This window comes from Chitinophagales bacterium, assembly GCA_041392475.1.
In the GTDB taxonomy this organism is placed as follows: domain Bacteria; phylum Bacteroidota; class Bacteroidia; order Chitinophagales; family UBA2359; genus JAUHXA01.
This window is the reverse complement of record JAWKLZ010000001.1, coordinates 2,350,555-2,376,651: the sequence shown is the minus strand read 5'-3', so window position 1 is coordinate 2,376,651 and position 26,097 is coordinate 2,350,555. Positions and strand designations below refer to the sequence as shown.

Here is a 26,097-nt window from a genome sequence, read left to right as displayed (position 1 = left end):
AATATAGGACTCTTTTTCAAAACATTTGTTTATGAGTGTTTTAAGCATAAAATAATAAATCATTAAATATTTTCAATAATTTATTATTCACTGATTATCGAGCCGAACAAGTCTACTTAATTTAGGTGGATGTTCATTAATTGTGAGCAGTAGTTTTCTTAAATTAACCAATCCAACTCTATTCATTTTCAAAGTAGAAACAGTTACTCTTCCAACTGCGGTAAGACCAATTATTTGTACTTTATCCTCACTCCATTCAAAATGATCTTTCCATTTTTGTTTTCGTGGATTAAAGAGAGGAACACTTTCACCTATTTCTATATCCTCAACTTCTGTTTGTTCATGTTTATGCCCATTGCAGCCTCCACAGGCATAGGCAAGGTTTATTAATTCAGTAACACCTCCTTTACTAACAGGATTGATATGCTCATTAACAAATGCTTGCATAGAATAGGTATCAGGAATAAGACAATACTCACATCTAAAACTCGCACGTTGTGCGATGGTTGCTTTCTCCTGTTTACGAATATAACGTCTAGTCATGAGTAGGTTTTTGTAGCCCTAGTTGCTGCATAACTTCAGAAACAGTAGTTTGTCGAATATTGGCGAGTTCTATTAGCAATTCAAGTCTTACTACACTAAAATTTTCCATTTTTTCATTCAACTGCATAAATTCCTCGTGCTCACTCTCGCTTAGTTGGTCTATTCCAAGTTGATGTGAGAGTTGTTCATATCTAGTTTTAATGTTTTGTGGAACAAGGGTATAAATTTGATAAATTATTGTCCATTCTTTAGCTTGCTTGCTATCAGATGTTCTATTTACAAGTAACTGAACTACTTCGTTTGTGAATATTCGCAGATTATCGGTGTCTAATAAGGCAATGCCCTGTAATACACTATTGAGATCAATTTGTATAGCAGTATTTACTTCCATCTTTACAAACACATTTTATATTGCAACTCAGTAGTTGCATTTACTTATAGTATGAGGGTTTTAGTTTGATAAAAATAAACAGATAAAAACAATAATAAGTTCTCATTTCCATTTCGGTGTGACTGGCTATTTTTAGCTCAATCGCTCGATTTTGTGAATCCCCTCAACTTGTTCCAATTTTTTGATGAGCAGCTTCAATTCTTGGTTGTCGTTCATATATACTTCAATGTTTCCTTCAAACAATCCATCTTTTGCATCCAAAGAAATAGCACGCATATTTATCTTCAAATCGTTGGAAATGATGCTAGTTAGCTTGTTTACCAAACCAATGTCGTCGATTCCACTGATGCGAATGTGGGTGAGGAACAGTACATTTTTGGAAGCTTTTGACCATTTTATTTTGACAATTCGGTAAGGATAGCGTGTGCACAAATCCTCTGCATTTGGACAATTTTTTCGGTGAATGTGAATGCCTTTGCCGACAGTAATAAAGCCAAAAACTTCATCACCAGCCACAGGTCGACAGCAGTTAGCAATGTTGTAGTCTATTTGATCCGCGAAACCTTCAAAGATGTTGATATCCACATCATCGAGTTGGTGTTTGCTCGGAATATTTAGGTCTTCAACATTGATGGTATTGGGTTTGTGTTCCTTATTGACAATGATTTTATCACCTATAATGTTGAGTTGTTTCAACACCGAAAGGTCAAATTTTTTCTGTGAAATTTGGTAGAGAAACTCCAAGCGGTCGTCAAATTTGTAGTAATGGGCCAATTCGTCAATGAGGTTATTGCTAATTGATGCCTTCAATCCACGAAGTTTGCGTTCGAGCATTTCTTTACCGAGATCTGCTATTTTCCGCTTTTCATTTTTCAGTACCTGCCTGATTTTGGTTCTTGCCTTGCTCGTCACAGCGGTGTTGAGCCAATCTTCGGAGGGTTTTTGTTTTTTGGAGGTGATGATTTCTATTTGGTCGCCACTTTTGAGGCGGTAAGAAATAGGGTATAATTTTCCATCAATTTTTGCCCCAATGCACATACATCCCAAATCGGTGTGAATATCGAAGGCAAAATCCAAAATAGTTGCATTGCTGGGAAGTGTGCGTACATCCCCTTTTGGAGTAAAGACGTAGATATTATTGACGTAGAGATTGTGTCGAAAATCATGCAGCAAATCCACAGCAGTACCTTGTGGGTTTTGAAGGTATTCCCGTACCTTTTGCAGCCAATCGTCAAACTGTCCATCTGCTCGACCACCTTTGTATTTCCAGTGAGCGGCTACCCCTTTTTCTGCAATTTCATTCATAATCACCGTTCGAATTTGCACTTCAACCCATTTTCCTCCAGGCCCCATCACTGTCGTATGCAGTGATTCGTAACCATTTGATTTGGGGTTAGAAATCCAATCTCGGAGTCTGCCAGGGTTTGGGCGGTAAAGGTCGGTGACAATCGAATAAGCTTTCCAGCAAAGGGCTTTACCTTCTTTGTCATCTGCATCAATGATGATTCGTATGGCAAACAAATCATAAATCTCTTCAAAAGGAACACCCTTGTTCCTCATTTTGCTGAGAATAGAAAAAATGTGTTTAGGACGACCATATATTTGGAATTCACCAATGTCTCCTTCCTGCAATTTTTCTTTGACAGGCTCAATGAATTCGTGAATAAATTTTTCCCTACTTCTTTTTGTTTCACTGAGTTTTCCTGCAATTTCTTTGTAAATCTCTCGCTGTGTGTACTTAATAGAAAGGTCTTCTAGTTCTGATTTGATGCGATACAATCCCAGTCGATGTGCAATTGGTGTATATAAAAACAGTGTTTCGGAAGCAATCAATTCCTGCTTATGGTGGGGCATGGCATCCATTGTTCGCATATTGTGAAGGCGGTCTGCCAGTTTTATCAAAATAACTCGCACATCTTTTCCCAATGCAAACAATATCTTTTTGAAATTTTCTGCTTTTTGAACCACCCAACTTTTATTGTAGAGTTTTATTTTGGTAAGTCCGTCCACAATGTCTGCGACCTTTGCACCAAAATCTCGCTGCAGATCTTCCAATGTCATGTCCGTATCTTCTACTACATCGTGTAGAAGCGCACAGATAACAGATGTAGCTCCCAGTCCAACTTCACTTGCCACGATTTGAGCCACTTCAATAGGATGCAAAATATATGGACCACCTGCTTTACGCATCATTCCCTTATGAGCATCATAAGCTACTCCAATGGCTCTTTCGATGCGGTCTCTATCGGCATCGCTCAGTGGCTCACAGGCTTGAAGTAAATCTTTGCAGGCTGTAATCACCTCTGGTTCTTCAATTTTTTCAAAAACGTGTGTCGAAATCATGCTCATTTTTTGCTGGTTATCATTGAAGGTAAAAACAAAATCAAAATAAAAATAACAAATTTTTGTGGTTAATTATCAATTTTACAAAAAAAGGCTAAATTTGCACTCTCAAAATGAAAAATGCGGGTGTGATGGAATTGGTAGACGTGCTAGACTTAGGATCTAGTGCCTTCGGGCGTGGGGGTTCGAGTCCCTTCACCCGCACTTTCAACCAAAAAGCGAGTAGTATTGATTCAATACTGCTCGCTTTTTTTATGCAGTGAATTTAAAAGTTAACTACGTAAGCAATGTGAAATTTGTTTGTTGAGAGTTTATACGTACTTTTGCAGTTAATTTAATTAAAAGAAATTTACTAACAAAATTTGTGTAGATAGATGCAAGTTAACAAGGAAATACTTGAAAATGGTCTTGGTTTGATAAAATTGACGATTGAACCTGGCGATTATCAAGAGGCGGTCAATAATGAACTGAAAAACCTGAGAAAGAAGGCGCAAATTAAGGGTTTTAGAGCGGGCATGGTGCCTATGGGTGTGGTTAAGAAGATGTTTGGAAAATCTGTTTTTGCAGAACAATTGAATAAGGTGCTGGAAGAGCAGTTAAACAATTTTCTGAAAGAAACGGAATGGGAAATATTGGCGAATCCTGTGATGATGGACAACGATATGGATAAGATGGATGTGGATGGTGATAAAAACTACACGTTTGATTTTGAAGTAGCCTTGAAGCCGTCTATAGAAATTCCATTGTTGAACGATAGTGATACGGTTTTTGATAATTATCAGATTGAAGTGGCTGACGATTTATTGGACGAGGAAATAAGTCGTTTGCAAAAGCAATATGGCACTAGTGAAGAGGTCGAAAATGATATAGATGAATCGGATTCCTTGGAGGTGTCATTTGTAGAATTGGATGCAGAGGGAAATGTGAAAGAAGAAGGTGTGGAGAATACAACTTGGATAGCGGTTGATATGCTAAAAGAAGAAGGTCCACGAGAAAGTGTATTGGCATTGAAAAAGGGAGATTCTATTGATATAGACATATTTGAAGCTTTTGACAGAGAAGATAATCAAATCTCATCTGTTTTGTTAGACTTGGATGTAGATGACGATGGCGATTTTATCGAAACTTCTGGTAAGTTTAGAATGACCATCAAGACGGTGAAAAGACTGAAAAAGGCTGCTATTGACAAGGAATTGTTTATGAAGGTCTTTGGATTGGAAGATGATACGGTATTGGAAAGTGAGGATGAGGAAACTGCGGTAGTGAACTCTGAAAGTCTTGTTCCAGAAATTGTAACACCTGAATTTTTTCGTGAAAAAATCAAGGAATCATTGGCTCGTCAATATGATGATCAAACAAGTTCAAGATTGTGGCTTAGGCTCCGAGAGCACATTGTCGCAACTACTCAAGTAGATTTGGCAGAAAAATCCATACGTAGCATGTGGTTTTTTAATAATAAGGATGAAAAGATTGAAGATAAAGAATCTGCCTTTGCCGATTATTTTAACGATTTGAAATGGCGAGTTATACTTGAGGATTTGGCGAAACATTTTGAAATTGAGATAGACAACAATTTAATTATTTCAGAAACGATTAAGGAAGTCAGTTCTATGTTTCGGATGTATATGGGAGGACAAGGAATACCTGATGATTTTCTCAAGCAGTTGGTAGAGTCACGTTTGCAGGATGAAGAATATGTGAGAAATATGAGCGCAAAGGTAATAGAGAAACAAGTGGCGCTTAAGCTAAGGGAAACGGTTTCTTTGAATACGATAGGGTTAAGTGTGGATGAATACAATGACTTACTTAAAAAAGACAATGAAGTAGAATCAGTGGATGAAAATTCTTCTATTGAAGAAGCAGTTGTTGAGAACAAAGAAACGGAAGATACTGTTGTTGTGGCAGAAGAAGAATCTTAGTGTATGTAACCTTTTTGGGTGAAAGCACCACTATTGTATGCGGGTAACTTCCTTGCATTTTTTTATTTACAATTAAACAAGTAAAAATTTATAAACTATGGATTTTGGAAACGAATTCAGAAAATATGCTGTCCAACATAAAGGATTGAATAGCTTGACGGTAGACCAATTTGTAAACCATACCAATACGAATGCAAGCAATGTGTCGCCTAAGGGTATGACTCCTTATATCATTGAAGAACGTCCGATGAATGTAGCTCAATTAGACGTGTTTTCTCGATTGATGATGGATCGTATTATTTTTATGGGTGTTCCTGTGACCGATCAGGCTGCAAATATCATTCAAGCGCAGTTGTTGTTCATGGAATCGGTTGATCCCAATCGTGATATTTCTATTTATATCAACAGTCCAGGTGGTTCTGTGATTGCAGGATTGGGTATTTATGATACCATGCAATACATTATGCCTGATGTGAATACTATCTGTACGGGTATGGCAGCTTCAATGGGAGCCGTACTTTTGGCTGCAGGTGCTAAGGGTAAGCGTACTTGCTTGCAGCATAGTCGAGTGATGATTCACCAACCGATGGGCGGAATGCAAGGTCAAGTTAGTGATATGGAGATTTCTTATAAGTTGATTATGCAAATGAGAGAAGAACTCTACAATATTTTGAGCCATCACACAGGACAAGATTTTGAGAAAATCTCAAAAGATAGTGACCGTGATTATTGGATGCGTGCTTTGGAAGCTAAAGAGTATGGTATTGTGGATGAGGTTCTTACAAGAAGCAAAGGCAAAGACGATAAGTAGTGTAAACACTATCCTTAGATAAATGTTTCCTAACAATTGAATCTATTGGTAGGAAGTCTTTCTCGAAGATTGAATTGTTTAAAACAACCTTTTTGATATTATTTCTTATCTTTGCTGGCTCAATAAAACAATAATTAATTATTTTTAATATACGTGCTATTGAACAGCAATATTTATAATCTAAACCCTCAAAAGTAAATCCAGATTTACTTTTGAGGGTTACTTTTTGTTAATAGTAGAGCAACATGGCAAGACGAAAAAAAGATGATTTTGAATGTACTTTTTGTGGTAAAACCAAGGATGAAACACTGATTCTCATTGCAGGATTAAATGGGCATATCTGTGAAACTTGTATCGCACAAGCTCAGCAAATTTTGGAGGAGGAACTGTATCAAACCAAACGCAAATTTCAGTTTTCACTCCCTAACTTGTTGAATCCCAAAAAAATAAAAGAATATTTGGATTTGTATGTGATTGGACAAGAAGATGCTAAAAAGGTCTTGTCTGTTGCGGTGTATAATCACTACAAACGCTTGAATCAACCTGATGATGATGAAGTTGAGATTGAGAAATCGAACATCATGATGGTTGGGCGCACAGGAACAGGAAAAACATTGTTGGCCAAAACCATTGCCCGATTTTTGAATGTGCCTTTTGCCATTGTGGACGCTACTGTTTTTACAGAAGCAGGTTATGTTGGAGAGGACGTAGAAAGCATTTTGAGCCGTTTGTTGCAAGTTTGCAATTACGATGTTCAAGCTGCCGAAAAAGGAATTATCTACATTGATGAGATTGACAAAATTACCCGCAAAAGCGACAACCCTTCTATCACCCGTGATGTTTCGGGCGAAGGTGTTCAGCAGTCCATGTTGAAACTTTTGGAAGGTTCAGAAGTATTGGTTCCGCCACAGGGAGGACGCAAGCACCCTGAACAAAAAATGGTGAAAATCAATACTCAAAACATCTTGTTTATCTGTGGAGGTGCTTTTGACGGCTTGGAAAGAATGATTGCGAACCGTATTCAAAAATCGGTTATCGGCTTCAAATCTGATAACCTAATTGGTCGCACACATGAAGACAGTTTGTTGCGCTATGTTAGCCCTAGAGATATCAAAAGTTTTGGATTGATACCTGAGTTGATTGGTCGCATACCTGTGCTGACCTACCTCGAACCACTTGATGCAAAAACACTTCGATTGATTCTTACCGAACCTAAAAATGCCCTTATCAAACAGTACAAAAAACTGTTTGAAATGGAAAAAATAGATCTTTCCTTCACCGAATCTGCATTGGATTTTATTGTAGAAAAAGCAATTGAATTCAAACTCGGAGCAAGAGGGTTGCGTTCTATTTGTGAGGCAATAATGACCGATGCCATGTTTGAATTGCCTTCAAAAAGTCATGTTAATGAGTTTATTGTGACTTTGGACTACGCTCAAGATAAGATTGCGGGGGAGAAAGTGAATACATTGAAGATTGCATCTTAGGAATGTGAATTAAATAACATACTTCTTTTGTACAAAGACTTTTGAAGTTTCTCTTTATAAAGTATTGTTTTTCTTTGTAAAAACAAATTTTTGAAATGAAACTTCAAAAGTCTAAATCATAATATTAGCTTATATCTTGCATCTCACTTCCTGCTTCTTTTATCCAAAGTTCAATATTCTTATTTTATCAAGGTCAGATATCCCTTCAATATTTTTGTTTCTCCATCTTCAAAACGAACCCAACCGTAGTAGGCATAAATACCCACAGGAACTTCTTTCCCCTTAATAGTTCCATCCCAACCATAAGTATTTGTTTCATTTACCTTACAAATAGACTCTCCCAAGCGGTTAATAATTTGGAGTTCATAAGCCAATAAATTTTGACCCTTAACTTCAAAATAATCATTGGATTGGTCGCTATTTGGAGAAAACGCATTGGGAATCAATACAGAGTTTGGTTTGTGAGAAGCAAGGTCGGATGAAGTGTAAAGATTGTGTTCTGCAAGTGTTGTATTTGGTATTTGGGTAGCTTTTTCTATATAGGGCAGATTGCTTAAAGTTTGGAGGAAAGAAGTGGTTAGGTTTGACTTTTTGAAGTAAAAAAAATAGGCATTTTTGGCTTTATCTGTCGTCAATTTTTCGATTTTGGTCACTTGATACTGCAATATCCACCGCTTCAATCCATGATTTTTTGGTTTGTCGAGCGCTTCATCATATTCCCAATTCATGCTTTGGTAGCGTGCTTTTACTTCTACATACAATTTTCCTTCTACATATTTATTCTGATAGAGAGGTGCTTGATTTTTTGCAAAAATGGAGGGAGAAGTCACACAGATTGCAGAGAATATCCAAATCAAAAAGGACAGCCAAATAATTTTAGAGAAGTAATGTGAGGTCATACAGGATTATTTTTTGAGCAAACATAATAACCAATAAGGTAGTTGTTTATGTAACCTCTTTTCCTGTTTTTTATTGCCCTACTTCAATGTCCAATCAATCGGTGTTTGGTCTTGCTGCTGCAAATAAGTATTGGCTTTTGAAAAGTGTTTGTTGCCAAAAAACGCGCCGCCTGCCATTGGAGAAGGGTGCGCTGCTGTCAATACCAAGTGTTTGTTTTGGTCAATCAAATCGGCTTTGGTCTTCGCAAAATTACCCCACAACATAAATACAACTCCAGAACGTCCGTCCGAGAGTTTTTTGATGACCGCATCCGTAAATCGTTGCCAGCCAATAGTGCTGTGAGAATTGGACTTCTTTTGCTCCAAGGTCAAGGTAGCATTTAGTAGAAGTACTCCTTGTTCAGCCCAATCGGTCAAGTCGCCATGCTTTGGCGCAACAAAACCTGCAATATCAGACTCCAATTCTTTGTAAACATTTCGCAGAGAAGGCGGTACTCGGACACCTTTTGGAACGGAGAAAGACAAACCCATTGCTTCACCGGGGTTTTTGTAAGGATCCTGCCCCAAAATCACCACTTTCACTTTGTCGAAAGGTACTTTGTTGAAAGCATTGAAGATTAGACTTGTTCGGCTCGATAATCAGTGAATAATAAATTATTGAAAATATTTAATGATTTATTATTTTATGCTTAAAACACTCATAAACAAATGTTTTGAAAAAGAGTCCTATATTTTGATTATAACAAATGTTTTTCAAGAGGAAAATAATTGCACACAACAAATCACTTTTCACATAACTCTATCATAATCAAATCCGTACAAGTCTATTAGTGAACCTGGAGGATAAATGATTTTACCCGCTTGTTTCTCTTTGACCAAAAACTGTTTAATTGCTGCAAAGTAAGGCTCTTGAAATTCCTTTTCCAAGGCAATTAGCCAACTTTCTTCAATTTTGGGGTTTACGTTTGACATAGAATCAATTAAAATATGGAATAACAAAGGGATGCAGACTTCGGAAGTTTAGCTCTTAAAAAATCGAGGAACTATTTCACTGAGAGTTGTTCGATTTAAAATGAAACTTCCGAAGTCTTTATATGTCTTGAATCAGATAGGTCAATCCTTCAAAATTGTCCTTGAAATCACCACCCTTTGAATCTCAGAAGTTCCTTCATATATTTGGGTGATTTTGGCATCTCGCATCAATCTTTCCACATGGTATTCTTTTACAAAGCCATAACCGCCATGTACTTGCACCGCCTCTGTTGTGGTTTTCATGGCCACTTCTGAGGCAAACACTTTTGCCATAGAGGAAGCTAGGTCGTAGTTTTGGTGTGTATCTTTGAGGTAAGCCGCTTTGAGGCATAACAAGCGGGCAGCTTCAATTTCGGTAGCCATGTCCGCCAATTTGAAGGCAATCGCTTGATGGTGACTAATTGGTTTGCCAAAAGCCTTTCTTTCTTTGGAGTAAGCCAAAGCCAATTCATAAGCACCAGAAGCAATTCCCAAAGCTTGAGCAGCAATGCCAATACGTCCACCAGAAAGGGTTTTCATCGCAAATTTGAAGCCGAAACCATCCTCTCCAATTCGGTTTTCTTTGGGTACTTTCACATCCTGAAACATCACCGAATGTGTATCAGAAGCCCTGATTCCCAATTTGTCTTCTTTTGCTCCATGACTCACCCCTTCCCAATCTTTTTCGATAATCAGCGCATTGATTCCTCGGTGTCCTTTGTCCACGTCAGTTTGTGCGATTACCATGTAAATGCCTGCTGTTCCGCCGTTTGTAATCCAGTTTTTAGTCCCATTCACCAAGTAGTGATCGCCCATGTCTATCGCTGTTGTGCGTTGTTGTGTGGCATCCGAGCCTGCTTCAGGTTCGGATAGACAGAATGCTCCTACCATTTCACCTTTTGCCAATCGAGGTAAGTATTTTTCTTTTTGTTCCTCATTGCCAAATGTTTCCAATCCCCAGCATACGAGAGAATTGTTCACCGACATGATTACCGAACACGATGCATCTACCTTAGAGATTTCTTCCATTGCCAACACATACGAAATCGTATCGAGTCCACTTCCACCATATTTGGGGTCCACCATCATCCCTAAAAACCCCAACTCTCCCATACGGCGCACTTGTTCAGCAGGATAGGTTTTGTGGGTATCTCGGTCGATTACACCTGGCTTACATTCATTTTGAGCGAAATCTCTTGCCGCATCTCTGATCATCAAATGCTCTTCGGTGAGTTTAAAATTCATTGTTTTTGGGGGTTATGTTTTAGTTAATTAGAAGGAGAAAATGGAACACAAAGGTACGTTTTTTGTTCTTCCTTCAAGAATATTGAAGGGAATAAAACGGTAGAAATGAATGAATGTAGAATGTAAATAATTGAAATTTAACAAATTGAAGAATTTGGGGACTATACCATATTTCTACTTTATATCGAGTGAAAATTTGCCAACACCTTTAGGTTTTGTGAGATTTGAATGGTGAAAGATACATCAAGCGTTGCCAAAGTTTTCACTCGCATAAAAAAACTCTCCGTCTCAGCGTCTCTCCGTTCAAAAATCCAAAGTGGTACAAGCAAGCAAAATCTCCGTGACTCTGTGTTCAATCAATACCTCACTTCCTCCACCCCAATCACCGAAGGATGCCCCTGATACAAATTGTAGTCCTGCACCCCAACAGCTCTATCCAAATTACAATCCCCATCCACATAAGCGTTCAACATCGATTTTTGCTCCGAATAATAATTGAAGTCAAAAACAGAAATCACTCCATCCGCATTAAAATCCCCTGCAATAGCCGCATAACTGCCATTCTCCAATTGCGTCAATTGTGCTGCACCACCCATCACATACGAAGGGTCGGCGGTAAAATGGTAGTGATTCGAATTAGGAAACGGAATAGGGACAGAACTCATGATTGCCAAATGGTTGCGGTGTCGGACGATGGTGTAATAACTGTTGTTTTCGGTTGCATTTTGAAACAGAACGCCATCATTGCCCTCGTCCACGATGTTGCCATTGGAGAGGAGGATAGCCGCTTTTCGTTCCACGATTGTTTCTGAGTTGTTGGCATCTCGAAGCTCGACTAAGACCCAATCTACTGCATTGACAGGCATTTCGGTGATGCACTCCGTACCATTATAGTTCCAGGGCGCACGGTTGTAAGGTTGGTCGAAAGGAATGAGGTTGGCGGCTTTTAAGTGGTTGTTCATTTGATTGCTGCTCGAATACGCACCTTCCAAAAACACCTTCAATCGGGCTTTGACAGGCGCATTTTCGTAGTCGCTTACCCGCACACACACATCGCCATAAGTATAGCCAAAAGGATTTTGAGCCGAAGCCACTTGAAGGAAATAGTCGGCATCGCCCTCCAATTCAAACACCACACCTTCATCGCATTTTGAAGGATTGTAGGCGCAGCCCATTTCCTCCAAATTGCTACAAGGGCCACCAAAAACGGACAAGACATTCACAAAATCTGCACCCGTATTGACCAAAACCCTGCCCGAAGAAGGGGCGGTGAATCGGAACCATATTGAAGCCGTTGGGGCGACATCGCAGCTTGGGCGAGGGCCATTGAATGTAGCGTAGGTATTGTTGCCGATGGTGCAGCTTTCACCCAATTGCAGGTTGATGGCACCGTTACACAAATCGTTTTCAGGGGCAGCTTCCGCCGAACTCACTTTCATGCAGACCGTTCCTTCGACTGTCGAGAAGAAACCTGCGCTTTGAATCAAATAGGTTGAACCCACTTCCAAGTCTGTGAGGTGCAAACTATGCCCAAAATCGCTGCTTCTGATTTCGGTCAAATTGCCGCAAGTACCTGAAAAAACGGTCAACACATCTGCAAAGTCGGCATTGCTTTCGATGATGACCTCGCCATCCTCAGGGGCTTCAAAACTGTACCATATCGAGGATTTTGATTTGAGGTTGAGGCTCGGTTCGGGGCCAAAGAAAGTAGCATCTTTGTTCGTTCCCAGTGTGCAATCACTATTGATAGTCAGGACAATGGCATCTGAACAGAGGTCATTTGCAGGAGGTGTTTTTGTAGCTGCACCTTCTGCAATGGACAGGCACACATTGCCCTCCGTTTTGCCGAATTTATCGACTGCACCACTGACCCTTACAAAATAGGTTTGATTTGGAGTCAAGTCCATGACAGGTAAAATTTCGCCTACAAAACCAAATTCATCGTAATTAGTGCAGTTGATTTGCTGCAAATTACCACACGTTCCCGAAAAGACGGTCAAAACATCGTTGAAGTCGGTTTTGGCTCGAATAGTCACTGCACCCGAAGTTGGAGCGACAAAAGAGTACCAAATTCCATGCAGACTTTCCACACATTCCGAAGCACTGCCTTCAAAAAGTGCGTTGATATTTGTGCCTTCCACACACATTCCGCCCAAAGTCACGCTTTTGGCTTTGTCGCAAATATCGAAACTTTCGCCCTCGCCATATACCCGCACATTGTCAAATCCTGACCACCAACCCCACATATTGTTGTCGTCGTATTCAAATATAAGGTGCATGTTTTCAGCGCGATAAGCCGAAATGTCAATGCGGTCGTGAATGGCAGAATTGAAAAATTCTCCTGCAATGTTTTCACCTGTATAACTTTTGGCTCGGTGGTATTCGCTTCCGTCAAAAACATACACATTGAAAGATTCTAATTGATAATCTCGGTGATGTACATCCATTTCCAAGAATATTTGAGCAAAATCTCGTCCATTGAAGGAAGGAGAAATTAGTTGCACTTTGGAAGGAATCGTATCCCCAATGGCATCATCGTCAAAAAACACAAAACAACTTCCGTCAATGCTTCTAATTGGCTCGTCACTATCGAATTGTGTGCCGAATTGCCAATCCCATGAGCCTTTTTCAACATTGGTTTCCCAACCTTCTGGCATTTCACACGCATTGAAGTTTTCCAATAACAAATCTCCATCTTTGCCCCAACCTTTCACTTCAAAGTTATCAATTGAAGCCCACCAAGTCCAATCATTTCCATCGTCATACACAAATCGGACGGTCATTTTGTCGTTTTTGTGGGGAGTCAAGTCGACAAAAACATGGCGGTAATCGGGAAAACCCCATCCACTGTCTTCTTCGCCTTGAAAGCGTTCTACTTCAATGTATTCGCTGCCATTGAAGGCTTCAATCACCAAAGATGCGCTGCCGTTCCAATTCCGAAAATGCACATCAACTTCAAGAGTGATTTGGGCATTGACCGTTGCATCAAAGGTGGGTGACTCCAATTCGAGACTCCAAGCAGGGGTGTTTTCGCCCGCCGCATCGTCGTCAAAATAGACCATGCAAGTACCATCCATACTGTTGTTTTCAGCCGCATTTTCATTTTCGGAAATGCCCACGCCCCAAACTGCTGCTTCACCTGCCACCTTTGTCCGCCAATCGCTTGGGAGTTCACATTCATTGAAGTCTTCAAATAAATAGAGGTCTTGGGCTTGCAATTGAAGGGAAAAAGTTGCAGCAAGCAAGAATAAGATGATGAATTGGAGGTACTTGTAATTGTGTTTCATTGTATATGGGGTTTGGATTTTTTGTTTCTATTGATTTATCATTTAGGATAACTGAGTATTCAGCCTTAAACAAGAATCGAATACTGAAAAGAATTTTCTTTACTTGACTTTGTTTCATCCGTGCTGTACAAGATTCCTATTCATGTTCAAGGCGTGTAAAATGAAACCGCAAACTAATTTTTGAATCTCAATAATCCCAAGCTATTTTTTGCTTTTACTATCGTATTAATACGAAAAACGTAACCGAAAACTAGGTTAATGGAAATACGCTCTATTTCTATAAACGCTTAGATTTAAGCATTCGAAAATTTCTTTACTTCTTTATCTTCAAATATTTAATGACAATTTTACCGATTTTCTTCAAATCTTCCTCAAACAATTCCCCAGCTTTATTGCTCAACCTATTTTTACTAACTACTCGCTATTGAGTATTCGGTTTGCCGTATCATTACTCAAAATAACAGCAGGGCGGTCTTTACATAATTCTCCACCAACAGGAGGACTGAAATTCACCCACCAGATTTCGCCTCTCTTCATAATTCTGCTTCGATTTTGGTGGAATAATTGGTTTCTTCTAACCAAGATTCTGCTTCTTTTTCTCGTTCTTCATCAGCAGCCATTTCTTCATAAGTAGATTTTTCTTTTCTATCTTCTTCTGCTTCAAAAAACGCTATTTTATCATTGATTAATTTGTGAATTTGAAGTAAATAGTCATCTTCTAAATCATCGATTTTTCTAAAAAGGTCTAATTTTATTTCTGCAATACTAATGGTGTTTTTATTTGAATGTTAAACAATAAAGTTTCCTTCAATAAACAAAACACCTTCCATATAGGTTTTCGTTCCTTCAAATCATAGTTTCCAATAAAAACGTCCTATAAAGGTTACAATTTTCTTCAATAGCAGATAATACTAAACATCAAATTGCTGTCAAATTTTGACATTATTTAAACAATCAAATAGAAAAACAGTTGAAAATTAGTAAATTTAGCTGAAAATCTCACAAACGAAACCAACATTGTTTCGTAAAAAATCAATAAACCCAAAGCATAAGAAACAAATACATTATCAATATGAGTTGTGCAACTTCCAGCCTCGAAACCTATATTCCCTCCAGCGATACCCCGTGGAATGTCCGAAGAGTAGCGCATTTATACCGTCGAATGGCGTTTGGGGCTACTGCCGAACAAATCAATCAAGCCCTCAATATGAGTCCTGCGGCTTTGGTTGACCAATTGGTTAACCAAGCCCTCAACCTGCCGCTTTCACCTCCGCCAACTTGGGCCGAATGGGCGCGGCAACCTGTGGACGATTACACCGATTTTGACGAAGAAGTAGGGCAACACTATGAGGAAATGTCGGTTCAGTGGGTAAAAGATATGCTCAATAATGGTTTTCGGGACAAATTGGTGCTGTTTTGGAGCAATCATTTTGTGACCGAATGGTACAGTTATTACTGCTCGGCTTATCTGTATAGTTACCACAAAACCTTGCAGCAAAATGCCTTGGGGAATTTTAGGACTTTTGTTGAAGCGATTGGCAAAACTCCTGCAATGCTCATTTACCTCAATGGCAACCTCAATACGGCCAATGAAATCAACGAAAATTATGGTCGGGAATTAATGGAGTTGTTCACGCTTGGTCAAAACAATGGCTATACAGAAGATGATGTATATGAAATATCTCGTGCTTTGACGGGATGGATAGGGGCAAATGGTGAAACTTGCGAATTTTACGAAAACGACAATCAACGCTTTGACCCTGATTTTCACGACAATTCACCAAAAGAAATTTTTGGTCAAACTGGAAATTGGGGGTACAATGATGTGCATCAACTTATTTTTACCCTTCGTGCCAATCAAGTTGCTACTTATATTTGCAGCAAAATTTACCGCTATTTTGTGAATGAAGACATTGACGAAGAAGTCGTTGCAGGTTTGGCACAAACATTCCGCAACAACAATTTTGAACTCGCTCCCGTTTTTCGCCAACTTTTTAAAAGCGAGCATTTTTTCCATGAGGATGTCGTGGGTACTCGCATCAAAAGCCCTATGGAATATCTGATTGGCTTCTTACATACATCTGGCTTACCCTACAATGACGACAACCTGAGGGATTTGGTATATGCTTCAGATGGTTTGGGGCAGCAATTGTTTGTACCTGTAGATGTGGCAGGTTGGCCAGGACATCATGCTTGGATCAACGAAAATACCTTGACCCGCCGTTGGGATATGGTGGGCGAATTTATTGAAAATTTGGAGGAGGATGCTTATATACCTATGATAAATTTGGCACTTTATCTGACCAACAATTCCAATGATGTTGCCTTGATTGCTCGTTCTATGGTCGATTATTTTCTGCCAAACGGTTTGCCGAATCCGAATGAATATGAGGTAGCTACGGATGTATTGAAGGGTGATATTCCCGAAAATTATTTTCAGGATGGGAGTTGGAGTTTGGATTGGGCGGAAGCACGAGGTCAAATGCGGTTGTTGATGGGGCATTTGTTGCGGTTGCCTGAGTTTCAACTTACCTAATTGTTTTATGGCTCAATTGTTATATTGTTTTATTGCTAAATTACTCGAAAGTAAATCAAAATGAATACACATAAACACCCTTCTTCTACTTCAAAATCAACGCAAAACCGCAAGGGCAAAACCCTGCAAAACGAAAAGGCGCACAATTGCGACCACAAGAATTGGAGTCGGCGAGATTTTTTGACAACGAGCGGATTGTTTGCAGCAGGAGCATCTTTTATGCTCTGCAACAGTAGTTTGAAAGCATTTGCACCGAATTCGATGTTGAAGGCTTTGGGAGCTTTGGAGAGTGATAGGACTTTGGTAATCGTGCGATTGAAGGGAGGGAACGACGGTTTGAATACGATTATTCCGAGAGGCAATGATTTTTACTACAACATCCGCCCCAACATTGCGGTTCCAGAAAACGAATTGACTCCTTTGAGCGATGGTTATGGCATCAATGCTGCCATGAATTCACTCATGCCTTTGTGGAATGACGGCAACATGGCGGTGCTTCAAAGTGTGGGGTATCCCGACCAAGATTATTCACATTTTCGCTCGTCCGATATTTGGGCTTCGGCAAGTGACACCGAACAATATTTGACCACAGGTTGGATAGGTCGACACTTAGACCAAGAATATCCTGCTTACAGCATTGCACCACCTGATGCACCTGCGGGTCTGCAAATTGGGGTACGTACCAACTTCATGTTCAAAGGAGCGGACACGAGTATGGCCTTGGCAATCAGCAATCCCACAGAATTTTACCGCATTGCCCAAACGGGACAACTCTACGATACTTCGCTGTTGCCGAATAATTGCTACGGTAAAGAGGCGACCTTTATGCGTAGTGTTGCCAATAGTTCTTTCCGCTATTCGGAGGCTATCAAGACAGCTTTTGATGCTTCAACAACGGAGGTGGACTATCCGCAAGAGGGGCAATTGGGAGAGCAATTGCAGATTGTGGCGAGGTTAATAAAAGGGCGTTTGGGAACAAAAGTGTATTTGGTGGATATTGATGGCTTTGATACTCATGCCGAACAGCGAGGCTACCATGAATATTTGATGACCGACATTGCAGATTCGGTAAGTGCGTTTATTCAGGATTTGAAGGGTGAAACGGATGCTTGGGAGAATACTTTGATTATGACGATTTCGGAATTTGGACGCACAGTACATGAGAATGGTTCTTTGGGTACGGATCACGGAACATCTGCTCCCCAATTCATTTTTGGAGCAAATATCAATGGGGGCATCAAGGGCGAACACGCAAGTCTCGACAACATTCCCCAATATGGTGATATGCAGCATACGACGGATTTTCGGGCGATGTATTATTCTGTTTTGAAAGATTGGTTCTGTATGGAAAGCCAATTGGCGGATGCAATTATGGGTCGCAATTTTCCGATTATTTCCGATTTGTTGCCGAATTGTGAACCTGCAAAAGGTTCAAATGATACGGCGGTTCTGTTTGGACACAACCCAAATCCTTCAAAACCGCAACAACGATTGATTAAGTATGCTATCTTGAAACGGGGTTTTGTGCGGCTGCAATTGTTGGATTTGGCGGGTAAACCCAAGGCTACTTTGGTGAATACTACACAAACGGAGGGTAGTTATACTTTTCCTTTTTATCCACAGGAATTTCACTTGAAGCCTGGGCAGTATATCTATCGTTTGGATACGGGTGGAAAGACGTATAGTAGGCGGATTAGTTTGTTGTTTTGATTGAACATAGAGAAACAGAGATTTTTAGCTCACTTGGTTTGGGAATCTATAGCTCTATTCCACTTGTTGGTGCTTCGAGAAGGATTAAGACGAACTGTATTAAAAAGCAAGCAAAAATCGGATTATTTTTTAAATTGGTTATTTTATTCAATATGTTCTTTGAATTTATTGTGATAATCATCTTGAAATTTGACACCTGATTTAACGACGGCAAAAGTTTGCCTAAGCAGCTTGTTGATAACAGCAACTTTAGCTACCTTGTATGGCTTTCCTTTTGATCGGAGTCTATTGAAAAGTTCTTTACATTCTTTATTGAATCGTATAGCTGCTCTTGTAGCATTGAAAAGAACTGTCCTAATTTGAGCTGGACCAGCTTTTGAAATGCGTCCTTTTCGATACACAGAAGAACCCGATTGATGAGTCAAAGGCACGGTGCCTACAAACTTAACCAATTGTTTAGAATTTGTAAATAATTCAAAGCCATTAGTATATGTGTATAGTAATTGGGCTGATTTTTCGCCAATACCCTTAACAGAACAGGCAAGTTCTTTGAATTTATCGAAACCAATGTCAGTCAAGGCATCCAATTCTTGTTTGATTTTTCGAATATTGTCTTGTATCGTATTCAATACGTCTTGAAAAGCTTCTAAGACAACATCTGGTGTGTAAAGACACTGCATAAGGCTATGAATTTGATTTTTAGTCTGTCGTTCCTGCTTTTCAAAGGCATTAAGAGCCATTTGCATTTTTTTTCTCTTTTGAATATCCTCATTAGGCATTTGAAAATCAGGCAAATCAAGTGTCTTTCCAGCTATTGCTAAAGCTCTTGCTGCTTGCTTATCATCTTTTGCAGTAATGCCTAAGACTTTCATAAAAGCACTGCTTTTTTGTGGATTAATCAATTTAATAGAGCAGTTGGATTTGTCTAAAGAATGAAGCAACTTATCACTGTAAGTGCCAGTAGGTTCTAAAACAAAAGTAATATGTTGTTCATCAAAACCTTGTAAGAATACCTCTATGGATTTCATTGTATTTTCGATTTGATAATCAACCCAGTGGTTATCTTCTTGATAAGCAATGTCTAAAGTCTTGTTACTTACATCTATACCGATAATTAGAGAATTCATAAAGTAATAAATTGAATGTTAAACTAATAATGATGAAATATATCCTATGAAATCTGCGTCGTGACTCAGGCTTTATGCCTACTGAACTGTCCGATTTTTATGGGATATAAAGAACGAGGGGCTAACGTCTAATACGGTCTCTAAGGACTACTTTTGAATCAGTTTACCCTCGTTCTTAATTTTAATCAATATATTATTTTTTATTACAACTTTTGTACTTTTTCCTCTTGGGCCAATGTACGACTTTTGAAGTTTTTTTAATAAAATGCTGATTGTCATAAGCTCAGTATTTTTTAGCGCAAACTTCAAAAGTCTCCTACCTCCAAAATCTTCGATGAAGCAAACCTACCTACCTAATCAAGGTCAAATTCCCTTTCCAAACCAATTCTTCCTCCAAAAATGTCAATGCACGAATATAATAAACATAAGTACCAATACCCATAGGACGAAAATCAACTTCACCATCCCAGCCTTTAGAGATATCATTGGTAGAAAAAACTTCTTGTCCCCAACGGGTGAATATTTTAAATTCTACAATTTCCTTGATACCCCTTGTTGGACCGATTCCAAATTCATCATTGACACCATCCCGATTAGGAGAAAAAGCATTGGGCATAATGACATCAAACACATTGTCGACAAATATTCGCACGGAATCCATGGATTGACAGCCGTTGTCATCAGTGGTAACAACATAATACGTGGAGCTAACAAGAGGCGTTAGTTCGGGATTGGCAATCAATGTTTCGGCAAAATCACTATTGGGAAGCCATTGAAAATCCCAAACGCCACTGGCATCCAGTCGAATACTTTCACCAATATTGATGGTCACATCTTCTCCTGCATCTACCTCAGGTTCAGGAATAACCGTGATGACAACCGTATCTCTTGCATTGCTAAAGCAGCTATTGACACCCGAAACAATATAGGTTTCTGTGCTGGATGGCGTTGCAACAGGATTTTGGCTATTGGCATCACTGAGCGAGTTGGCGGGAGTCCAACTGTAACTATCTGCACCCGCCGAAAATGCGTTCAATTGAACAGATTCACCATAACACAAAATGGTATCGGGAGAAGCTGTAAGTTCAATAGAAGGAACAACGATAATGGTCACTTCTTCACTGTTTTGGCAACCTTTGTCGTCTATTGCAGTAAGGGTATAAACAGTATTTCCTTGCGGCGAAATGATTGGAGTCAATTCTGTATTGTTTACCATCACTCCATCTTGAAGCCATTCAAAACTGACTACATTGTTGCTCACAAGCCCCTCCAATGGCACTTGATCACCAAAACATATCGTAAAGTCTTCGGGCACACTTACCACAGGCAAAGGCAAACCGAAAGCTTCCATTTGGTCGGAATCCACACAACCATTGGGATCTGTCACAACGACTGAATAATTGCGAGGTCCTTCATAATCCATATTTAGGTTGGGGTTTTGTAGGGTTGGATTGTCTAAGGACGCCGCAGGACTCCAAGCGTAAGTATATGGAGTGGTCGATACATTTGAAGTGACGGACAAAGGAACATTGTCACCAAAACAGATTTCTCTATCTACACCTGCCTCTACCAAAAATTCGGGATAAATGGTGAAACTAAGAGAGGCTGTATCTCGGCAACCTTCGGGCGATTCGGTGTAAAAGTTGACTGTATAATCTCCTGCTGAGTTGTAAATATGACTTCCATTCTCTGCATTGCTGCTATTGGCAGGGCCAGAAGCAGGATCGCCAAAATCCCATTCCCATGCAACGGTATTTAATTGGGTTTCATTCACAAAATCAATCGGAACGCCAGGGCACTTCAATGAGGTCGAAAATTCAGCAGCTTCTGGCACTACATATACTTGCTGTTGGTAACTCACATAGCAGCCCAGATTGGTGACAGCATTCAGCGTAACATTGTAAGTACCCCCTTCTGCATAGTGGTGTTTCGGTTCAATGGCAGTGCTGGTTGTACCATCACCAAAATCCCATGAGAATGTTTGGAAATTACCGTATGAAGAAGTTGAAAGGTTGGTAAACTCCACAGGGTCATAAAAGCAAGTGGTTTGAGCTTCAAAACTTGCATCTACCAATGGATACATATACACAATAATATCTGCCGTATCACTACAAATGAAAGAACCTCCATCGTAAATAGCAATCAATTGCCCAACATATTTACCCGTATCAGGATATTGATACATGGGGTTTTCTTCTGTCGAAATGTCCGTATCGGTATTGGGATCGCCAAAATCCCAAAAATATTTGTTTGCCTTGATGCTGGTATTGACAAAATTGATGGTAAAATCATTGCAGTTGTTGAAGATGTATTCCCCTGCTGCTGTAATGTTGTCCGACTCCAATTGGGCTACAGAAGCTTCACAATCTATCACATTGAACTGAAAATCACGCCGTATAGTGTTGATAAGTTGCCCATTACGGTATTCATGCACGCATATTCCCACCACATATTGTCCTGCTGTTGGAGGAGTGCCATACAACCGTCCTGTCACAGGGTCTAAAGTCATAGCATCCTCTCCAAGTGGATCAACCGCATCAAATCCATTTCTCCAACTCACTGTTTCATAAGGAGGCGGGGGAATCACCCTACAATCCACCCCATTTTGGCCATCTTCGCCAGGTGTAGGACATAGATCACTTCCTCCAATCAATGGGTCACAAAGCTCATAGACCAAAGAATCGCCATCCAAATCGGTAGTAGATTGGTCTAATGAAAAAGGCACATTTGTGCAAATCATCGTTGGAGGAAATTCATTGAAGGTAGGAGAACTGTTGCAGATAGCCAAACCAGGGTCGGGAATATGGGTCATGTAAGTAGAACCTGTTTGAGCAGGAAAATTGATATTATCCAAAGTGATGTTTCTACTATAGCGTTGATAGATAATGTCGTAACCGCCTGCTTTGGGAGGTAGAGTTAAGACGGTTTCGTATTCTCCTTTTTCCACACAAATACTGGTGAGGATACTTGCATCTTCGATACAAAGATTGGTAGGAGGATCCACAAAAGTTTTTGGAGGGCGATTGACATCATAGATATCAAAATTGCCATTTGCTTCAAAAACAAAAATATGTGCGGGATCGTCCAAATCTCCGCATTGATCGCAATTACAATCTCTATAAACCGTCAAGGAAATGCGGTATTGATTGTTTCCCAAACATTCATAGGTCATTTCTCCGCCCACAATGTGAAAAGCGTTGACATCATTGACACCGATAAAAAGCATAAATATGCTCATACAAATAGCTGTAAAAATTCGTTTCATAGCGCAAAATAATTGATAAAAAAATGTCTAATAAGTCCATGTTTGCCAACCGACCTCAATATACTAAGAATGTTCTAAAAACATTGTTCTTTAAATAGTCATGTGCCATACTTTTTTTTATTTCATTAATTAATTAGCTGCAAAAGTTTGAATTGGGAATTGTAAAGTGAATTTTCGTTAAGTCACGTTTCTTTCTTCAAAAAATTCTATTTTTGCAAAACTGTTTTGATTTTAGGGGAAAGACACACACTATAGAAACAAAAAGACCAGTTTTTTGTCTTCTGATTTCAAATTTTCACTAATTTTTCCTTCAAAAATAGATAAAATCATACATTAATTAAATATGATGAAAAAAATACAAACCACCCTGCTGATAGCCTTACTACTTTGTAGTGCGGTCATATCAGCCCAGACCACTTTTCCCGTCAATGGGGTATACGACCACCGAGAAGGCATATATGCTTTTACTAACGCAATGCTTCACACACAGTACAATAAGGTCATAGAGAATGCCACTTTATTGATAAAAGATGGAAAAGTAGAGGCAGTCGGAACGAGTGTGGCCGTTCCTAAAAATGCCGTAGTAGTAGATGTAAAAGGCAAACATATCTACCCATCTTTCATAGACTTATACGCCAATTACGGTGTGCCAGAAGTGAAGGGAAACTCTTGGAATTGGGGCGATTCTCCCAAATTTATCTCCACAAAAGAAGGTGCTTATGCGTGGAATGAAGCCATTAAAGCAGAATTTAATGCTGTTGAGAACTTCAAAGTAGATAAAAAAGCGGCAGAAGAATATGTGAACCTTGGCTTTGGCTCCGTATTGACCCATCAACATGATGGAATCGTCAGAGGCACAGGCGTTTTGGTCTTACTGAATGAAGAGAACGAACATGAAGTCATTTTGAAGGAAAAAGCATCAGCTCATTATTCTTTTCAAAAAGGATCTTCCTCACAAGTTTATCCCACTTCCTTGATGGGTTCTATCTCCCTACTTCGACAAACTTATTTGGATGCAAAATGGTATGCTAATGCAGGTAACAAAGAAGAAAAAAATCTCACTCTTCAAAGTTTCAATGAACTGCAAAATTTACCTCAAATTTTTGAAGTACGGGATTGGCTTTCCGCTTTGAGAGCCGACAAAGTGGGAGATGAATTTGGAGTGCAGTACATTATCAAAGGAGATGGTGATGAATATCAACGCATTGAAGAACTGAAATCTGCCAATGCTCGCTTTATTATACCGCTCAATTTTCCCGATGCCTATGATGTAGAAGATCCATTTGATGCGTCCAATGTGTCATTGAAGGATATGAAACACTGGGAATTGGCAGCGTCTAATCCTGCAATGCTTTCTAAAGCCAATATTGATTTTGCGTTTACACTGGACAACCTCAAAAACAAAAAAGACTTTATGAAGAATCTTCGCAAGGTCATCAAAAGAGGTCTAAGTGAAGAAAATGCTCTGAAAGCCTTGACATATACTCCTGCAACTATCTTGGGTGTAAACGACCAACTTGGCAGTCTTGAAAAAGGTAAAGTGGCGAATTTCTTGATTGTATCGGGCAATATTTTTGACAAGAAGGCGGAAATTTTTGAAAACTGGGTCGGAGGCAAACCTTTTCATCTCAAAAAAATGCAAGTTCTGGATTTGAAGGGAGAATATGCTTTCAATGTAGGGTCAGTGAATTATGAACTGCAAATTAGCGGTGAGCCTGACGCTCCCAAAATGGAGATTGTATTCAATGATTCTACAAAAATACCTGTAAAACATAGCATTAGCAACGAAACGATTTCTCTAAGTTTCGACACAGATAAAGATAGTCTGAATCAATCAAAACTGGGTGAAGGCAAGGTTCGTCTGAGTGGTTGGATCAACAAAGACGGTGAACAGTGGGTCGGACGTGGGCAGGACGCAGATGGACAATGGGTCAATTGGCAAGTACTATATGCCAATGAATTGCCTCAAAAAGAGGACGATAAAGACAAAAAAGAAGGTGAAGATAAAGGTAAAGAAGGTGAGGAGGAAGAGGACAATGAAGAAATCGGGAACATTATCTATCCTTTTGAAGCCTATGGTGCCCCTACGCTTCCAAAACAAGAAATTGTCTTGTTCAAAAATGCAACTGTTTGGACGAATGAAGCCGATGGAATTTTGAAGGAGAACGATGTATTGATTGAAAATGGCAAAATTGCAGCGATTGGAAAGGGTTTACCTACCCCTTCTTCTGCAAAAGTGATTGATGCAACAGGCAAACATTTGACCAGCGGTGTGATTGACGAACATTCACACATTGCGATTAGCAAAGGTGTGAACGAAGGTGGTCAAGCAAGTAGTGCAGAGGTGCGTGTCGGGGATGTAGTCAATTCAGAAGATATCAATATTTACCGCCAATTGGCAGGAGGTGTTACGACTTCCCAACTGCTACATGGTTCGGCAAACCCCATTGGAGGTCAGTCCGCTATCATCAAGCTTCGTTGGGGATATATGCCAGAAGATATGAAAATGAAGGGTGCTCCTGAATTTATCAAATTTGCTTTGGGCGAAAATGTCAAACAATCTGGTTGGTCTGAAAATGCCGCCATTCGTTTTCCACAAACCCGAATGGGAGTTGAACAGGTTTTTGTAGATGGATTCACCCGTGCCAAAGAATATGGACAACAGAAAAGGAGCATTAGCCTCCTGCCAAAGAACAAAAAAGGAACTGCTCCTACAATCGGCACATCAAAAATAAAACCTGACTTAGAATTGGATGCCTTAATGGAGATTCTTGAAGGCAAACGATTCATTACCTGCCACTCTTACGTACAATCAGAAATTACGATGCTCATGCGTGTTGCTGAGCAGTTTGGCTTCAAAGTCAATACTTTCACACATATTTTGGAAGGCTACAAAGTGGCAGACAAAATGAAAAAACACGGTGTCAATGCTTCTACTTTCTCTGATTGGTGGGCCTACAAATATGAGGTAATCGATGCCATTCCTTACAATGGGGCCATCATGCAAAAAATGGGTGTGAATGTCGGCTTCAATTCAGATGATGCCGAAATGGCGCGCCGATTGAATCAAGAGGCAGCCAAAGCGGTGAAATATGGTGGATTGAGCGAAGAAGAAGCTTGGAAATTTGTGACCCTCAATCCTGCAAAAATGCTACATATTGACAACCGAGTGGGAAGTATCAAAGTTGGGAAAGATGCAGATGTAGTGCTTTGGTCAGACAATCCTCTTTCGATTTATGCCAAAGCCGAAAAGACCTTTGTTGATGGTATTTGCTTTTTTGACCGCCAAGAATACGACCAACGAGAAGAATATGTTCGCAGAGAGCGCAATCGTTTGGTTCAGAAAATGTTGAACGTCAAGAAAAAAGGTGGTAAAACACAGGAAGCCCAACCTAAAAAGAAACGCCTATACCACTGCGATGATATGGGAGAAGCGGAATCAACTGATTTGTATGAAGAACATCATAAAGGACATTAATCAACTCCAATACTATATAAGTTACTTGTATGTTATAAAGACTTT

Annotated in this window: 17 protein-coding genes and 1 tRNA gene; 7 read left to right on the top strand and 11 right to left on the bottom strand. The window is 39.6% G+C overall.

All coding sequences use genetic code 11. The annotated features are described in order from the left end of the window. Nucleotides 1-87: 87 nt before the first annotated feature. The 3 genes from R3E32_08735 to R3E32_08725 form a co-directional block, all read right to left on the bottom strand. On the bottom strand, nucleotides 88-543 hold the full coding sequence (locus R3E32_08735) for an HNH endonuclease signature motif containing protein (GenBank protein MEZ4884795.1): 456 nt from the start codon (nucleotides 541-543) through the stop codon (nucleotides 88-90). Further along, nucleotides 536-934 carry a hypothetical protein gene (locus R3E32_08730; GenBank protein ID MEZ4884794.1) on the bottom strand — a complete coding sequence of 133 codons (399 nt, stop codon included), beginning with the start codon at nucleotides 932-934 and terminating at the stop codon, nucleotides 536-538. Before R3E32_08730 ends, R3E32_08735 begins: the two co-directional genes overlap by 8 nt. Before the next feature lie 132 nt (nucleotides 935-1,066). Then, nucleotides 1,067-3,283: a RelA/SpoT family protein gene (locus R3E32_08725; GenBank protein ID MEZ4884793.1), complete on the bottom strand. Its 2,217-nt coding sequence runs from the start codon at nucleotides 3,281-3,283 to the stop codon at nucleotides 1,067-1,069. 116 nt (nucleotides 3,284-3,399) lie between these two features. On the opposite strand from R3E32_08725, the gene R3E32_08720 reads away from it, so the two are divergent. The 4 genes from R3E32_08720 to clpX all read left to right on the top strand — a co-directional run bounded on the left by R3E32_08720 (nucleotide 3,400) and on the right by clpX (nucleotide 7,494). Then, nucleotides 3,400-3,481 (top strand) — tRNA-Leu (locus R3E32_08720). A gap of 170 nt (nucleotides 3,482-3,651) precedes the next feature. Then, a complete protein-coding gene (locus R3E32_08715) occupies nucleotides 3,652-5,196 on the top strand; it encodes a trigger factor (protein ID MEZ4884792.1) in 1,545 nt (514 codons plus the stop codon). 97 nt (nucleotides 5,197-5,293) lie between these two features. Then, nucleotides 5,294-6,007: an ATP-dependent Clp protease proteolytic subunit gene (locus R3E32_08710; GenBank protein MEZ4884791.1), complete on the top strand. Its 714-nt coding sequence runs from the start codon at nucleotides 5,294-5,296 to the stop codon at nucleotides 6,005-6,007. Between the two features lie 245 nt (nucleotides 6,008-6,252). Then, the gene (gene clpX / locus R3E32_08705) at nucleotides 6,253-7,494 is read left to right on the top strand and encodes an ATP-dependent Clp protease ATP-binding subunit ClpX (protein MEZ4884790.1); all 1,242 of its coding nucleotides are present in this window, start codon (nucleotides 6,253-6,255) and stop codon (nucleotides 7,492-7,494) included. 179 nt (nucleotides 7,495-7,673) lie between these two features. Here clpX and R3E32_08700 read toward each other — a convergent pair whose 3' ends face one another. The 6 genes from R3E32_08700 to R3E32_08675 form a co-directional block, all read right to left on the bottom strand. Next, nucleotides 7,674-8,393 carry a gliding motility-associated C-terminal domain-containing protein gene (locus tag R3E32_08700; GenBank protein ID MEZ4884789.1) on the bottom strand — a complete coding sequence of 240 codons (720 nt, stop codon included), beginning with the start codon at nucleotides 8,391-8,393 and terminating at the stop codon, nucleotides 7,674-7,676. 78 nt (nucleotides 8,394-8,471) lie between these two features. Further along, nucleotides 8,472-9,011: a uracil-DNA glycosylase gene (gene ung, locus R3E32_08695; GenBank protein MEZ4884788.1), complete on the bottom strand. Its 540-nt coding sequence runs from the start codon at nucleotides 9,009-9,011 to the stop codon at nucleotides 8,472-8,474. A gap of 171 nt (nucleotides 9,012-9,182) precedes the next feature. Next, on the bottom strand, nucleotides 9,183-9,365 hold the full coding sequence (locus R3E32_08690; GenBank protein MEZ4884787.1) for a hypothetical protein: 183 nt from the start codon (nucleotides 9,363-9,365) through the stop codon (nucleotides 9,183-9,185). A 141-nt stretch (nucleotides 9,366-9,506) separates the two neighbouring features. Further along, nucleotides 9,507-10,649, bottom strand: coding sequence for an acyl-CoA dehydrogenase (locus R3E32_08685; GenBank protein MEZ4884786.1), 1,143 nt, complete (start codon nucleotides 10,647-10,649; stop codon nucleotides 9,507-9,509). A 356-nt stretch (nucleotides 10,650-11,005) separates the two neighbouring features. Beyond that, nucleotides 11,006-13,936 (bottom strand): hypothetical protein, encoded by a 2,931-nt coding sequence (locus R3E32_08680; GenBank protein ID MEZ4884785.1) that lies wholly within the window; start codon nucleotides 13,934-13,936, stop codon nucleotides 11,006-11,008. A gap of 414 nt (nucleotides 13,937-14,350) precedes the next feature. Then, the gene (locus R3E32_08675) at nucleotides 14,351-14,473 is read right to left on the bottom strand and encodes a type II toxin-antitoxin system PemK/MazF family toxin (protein ID MEZ4884784.1); all 123 of its coding nucleotides are present in this window, start codon (nucleotides 14,471-14,473) and stop codon (nucleotides 14,351-14,353) included. A gap of 535 nt (nucleotides 14,474-15,008) precedes the next feature. Here R3E32_08675 and R3E32_08670 point away from each other — a divergent pair. Together R3E32_08670 and R3E32_08665 are read left to right on the top strand one after the other, a co-directional pair. Beyond that, a complete protein-coding gene (locus R3E32_08670; GenBank protein ID MEZ4884783.1) occupies nucleotides 15,009-16,472 on the top strand; it encodes a DUF1800 domain-containing protein in 1,464 nt (487 codons plus the stop codon). A 60-nt stretch (nucleotides 16,473-16,532) separates the two neighbouring features. Continuing rightward, nucleotides 16,533-18,182 carry a DUF1501 domain-containing protein gene (locus R3E32_08665; GenBank protein ID MEZ4884782.1) on the top strand — a complete coding sequence of 550 codons (1,650 nt, stop codon included), beginning with the start codon at nucleotides 16,533-16,535 and terminating at the stop codon, nucleotides 18,180-18,182. Between the two features lie 143 nt (nucleotides 18,183-18,325). Here R3E32_08665 and R3E32_08660 read toward each other — a convergent pair whose 3' ends face one another. Continuing rightward, nucleotides 18,326-19,309 (bottom strand): IS110 family transposase, encoded by a 984-nt coding sequence (locus tag R3E32_08660; GenBank protein MEZ4884781.1) that lies wholly within the window; start codon nucleotides 19,307-19,309, stop codon nucleotides 18,326-18,328. 349 nt (nucleotides 19,310-19,658) lie between these two features. Next, nucleotides 19,659-22,574 (bottom strand): PKD domain-containing protein, encoded by a 2,916-nt coding sequence (locus R3E32_08655; protein MEZ4884780.1) that lies wholly within the window; start codon nucleotides 22,572-22,574, stop codon nucleotides 19,659-19,661. 346 nt (nucleotides 22,575-22,920) lie between these two features. Here R3E32_08655 and R3E32_08650 point away from each other — a divergent pair, with 346 nt between their 5' ends. Further along, entirely contained in the window at nucleotides 22,921-26,052 is a 3,132-nt protein-coding gene (locus R3E32_08650; protein MEZ4884779.1) for an amidohydrolase family protein, read from the top strand. Nucleotides 26,053-26,097 lie beyond the last annotated feature (45 nt).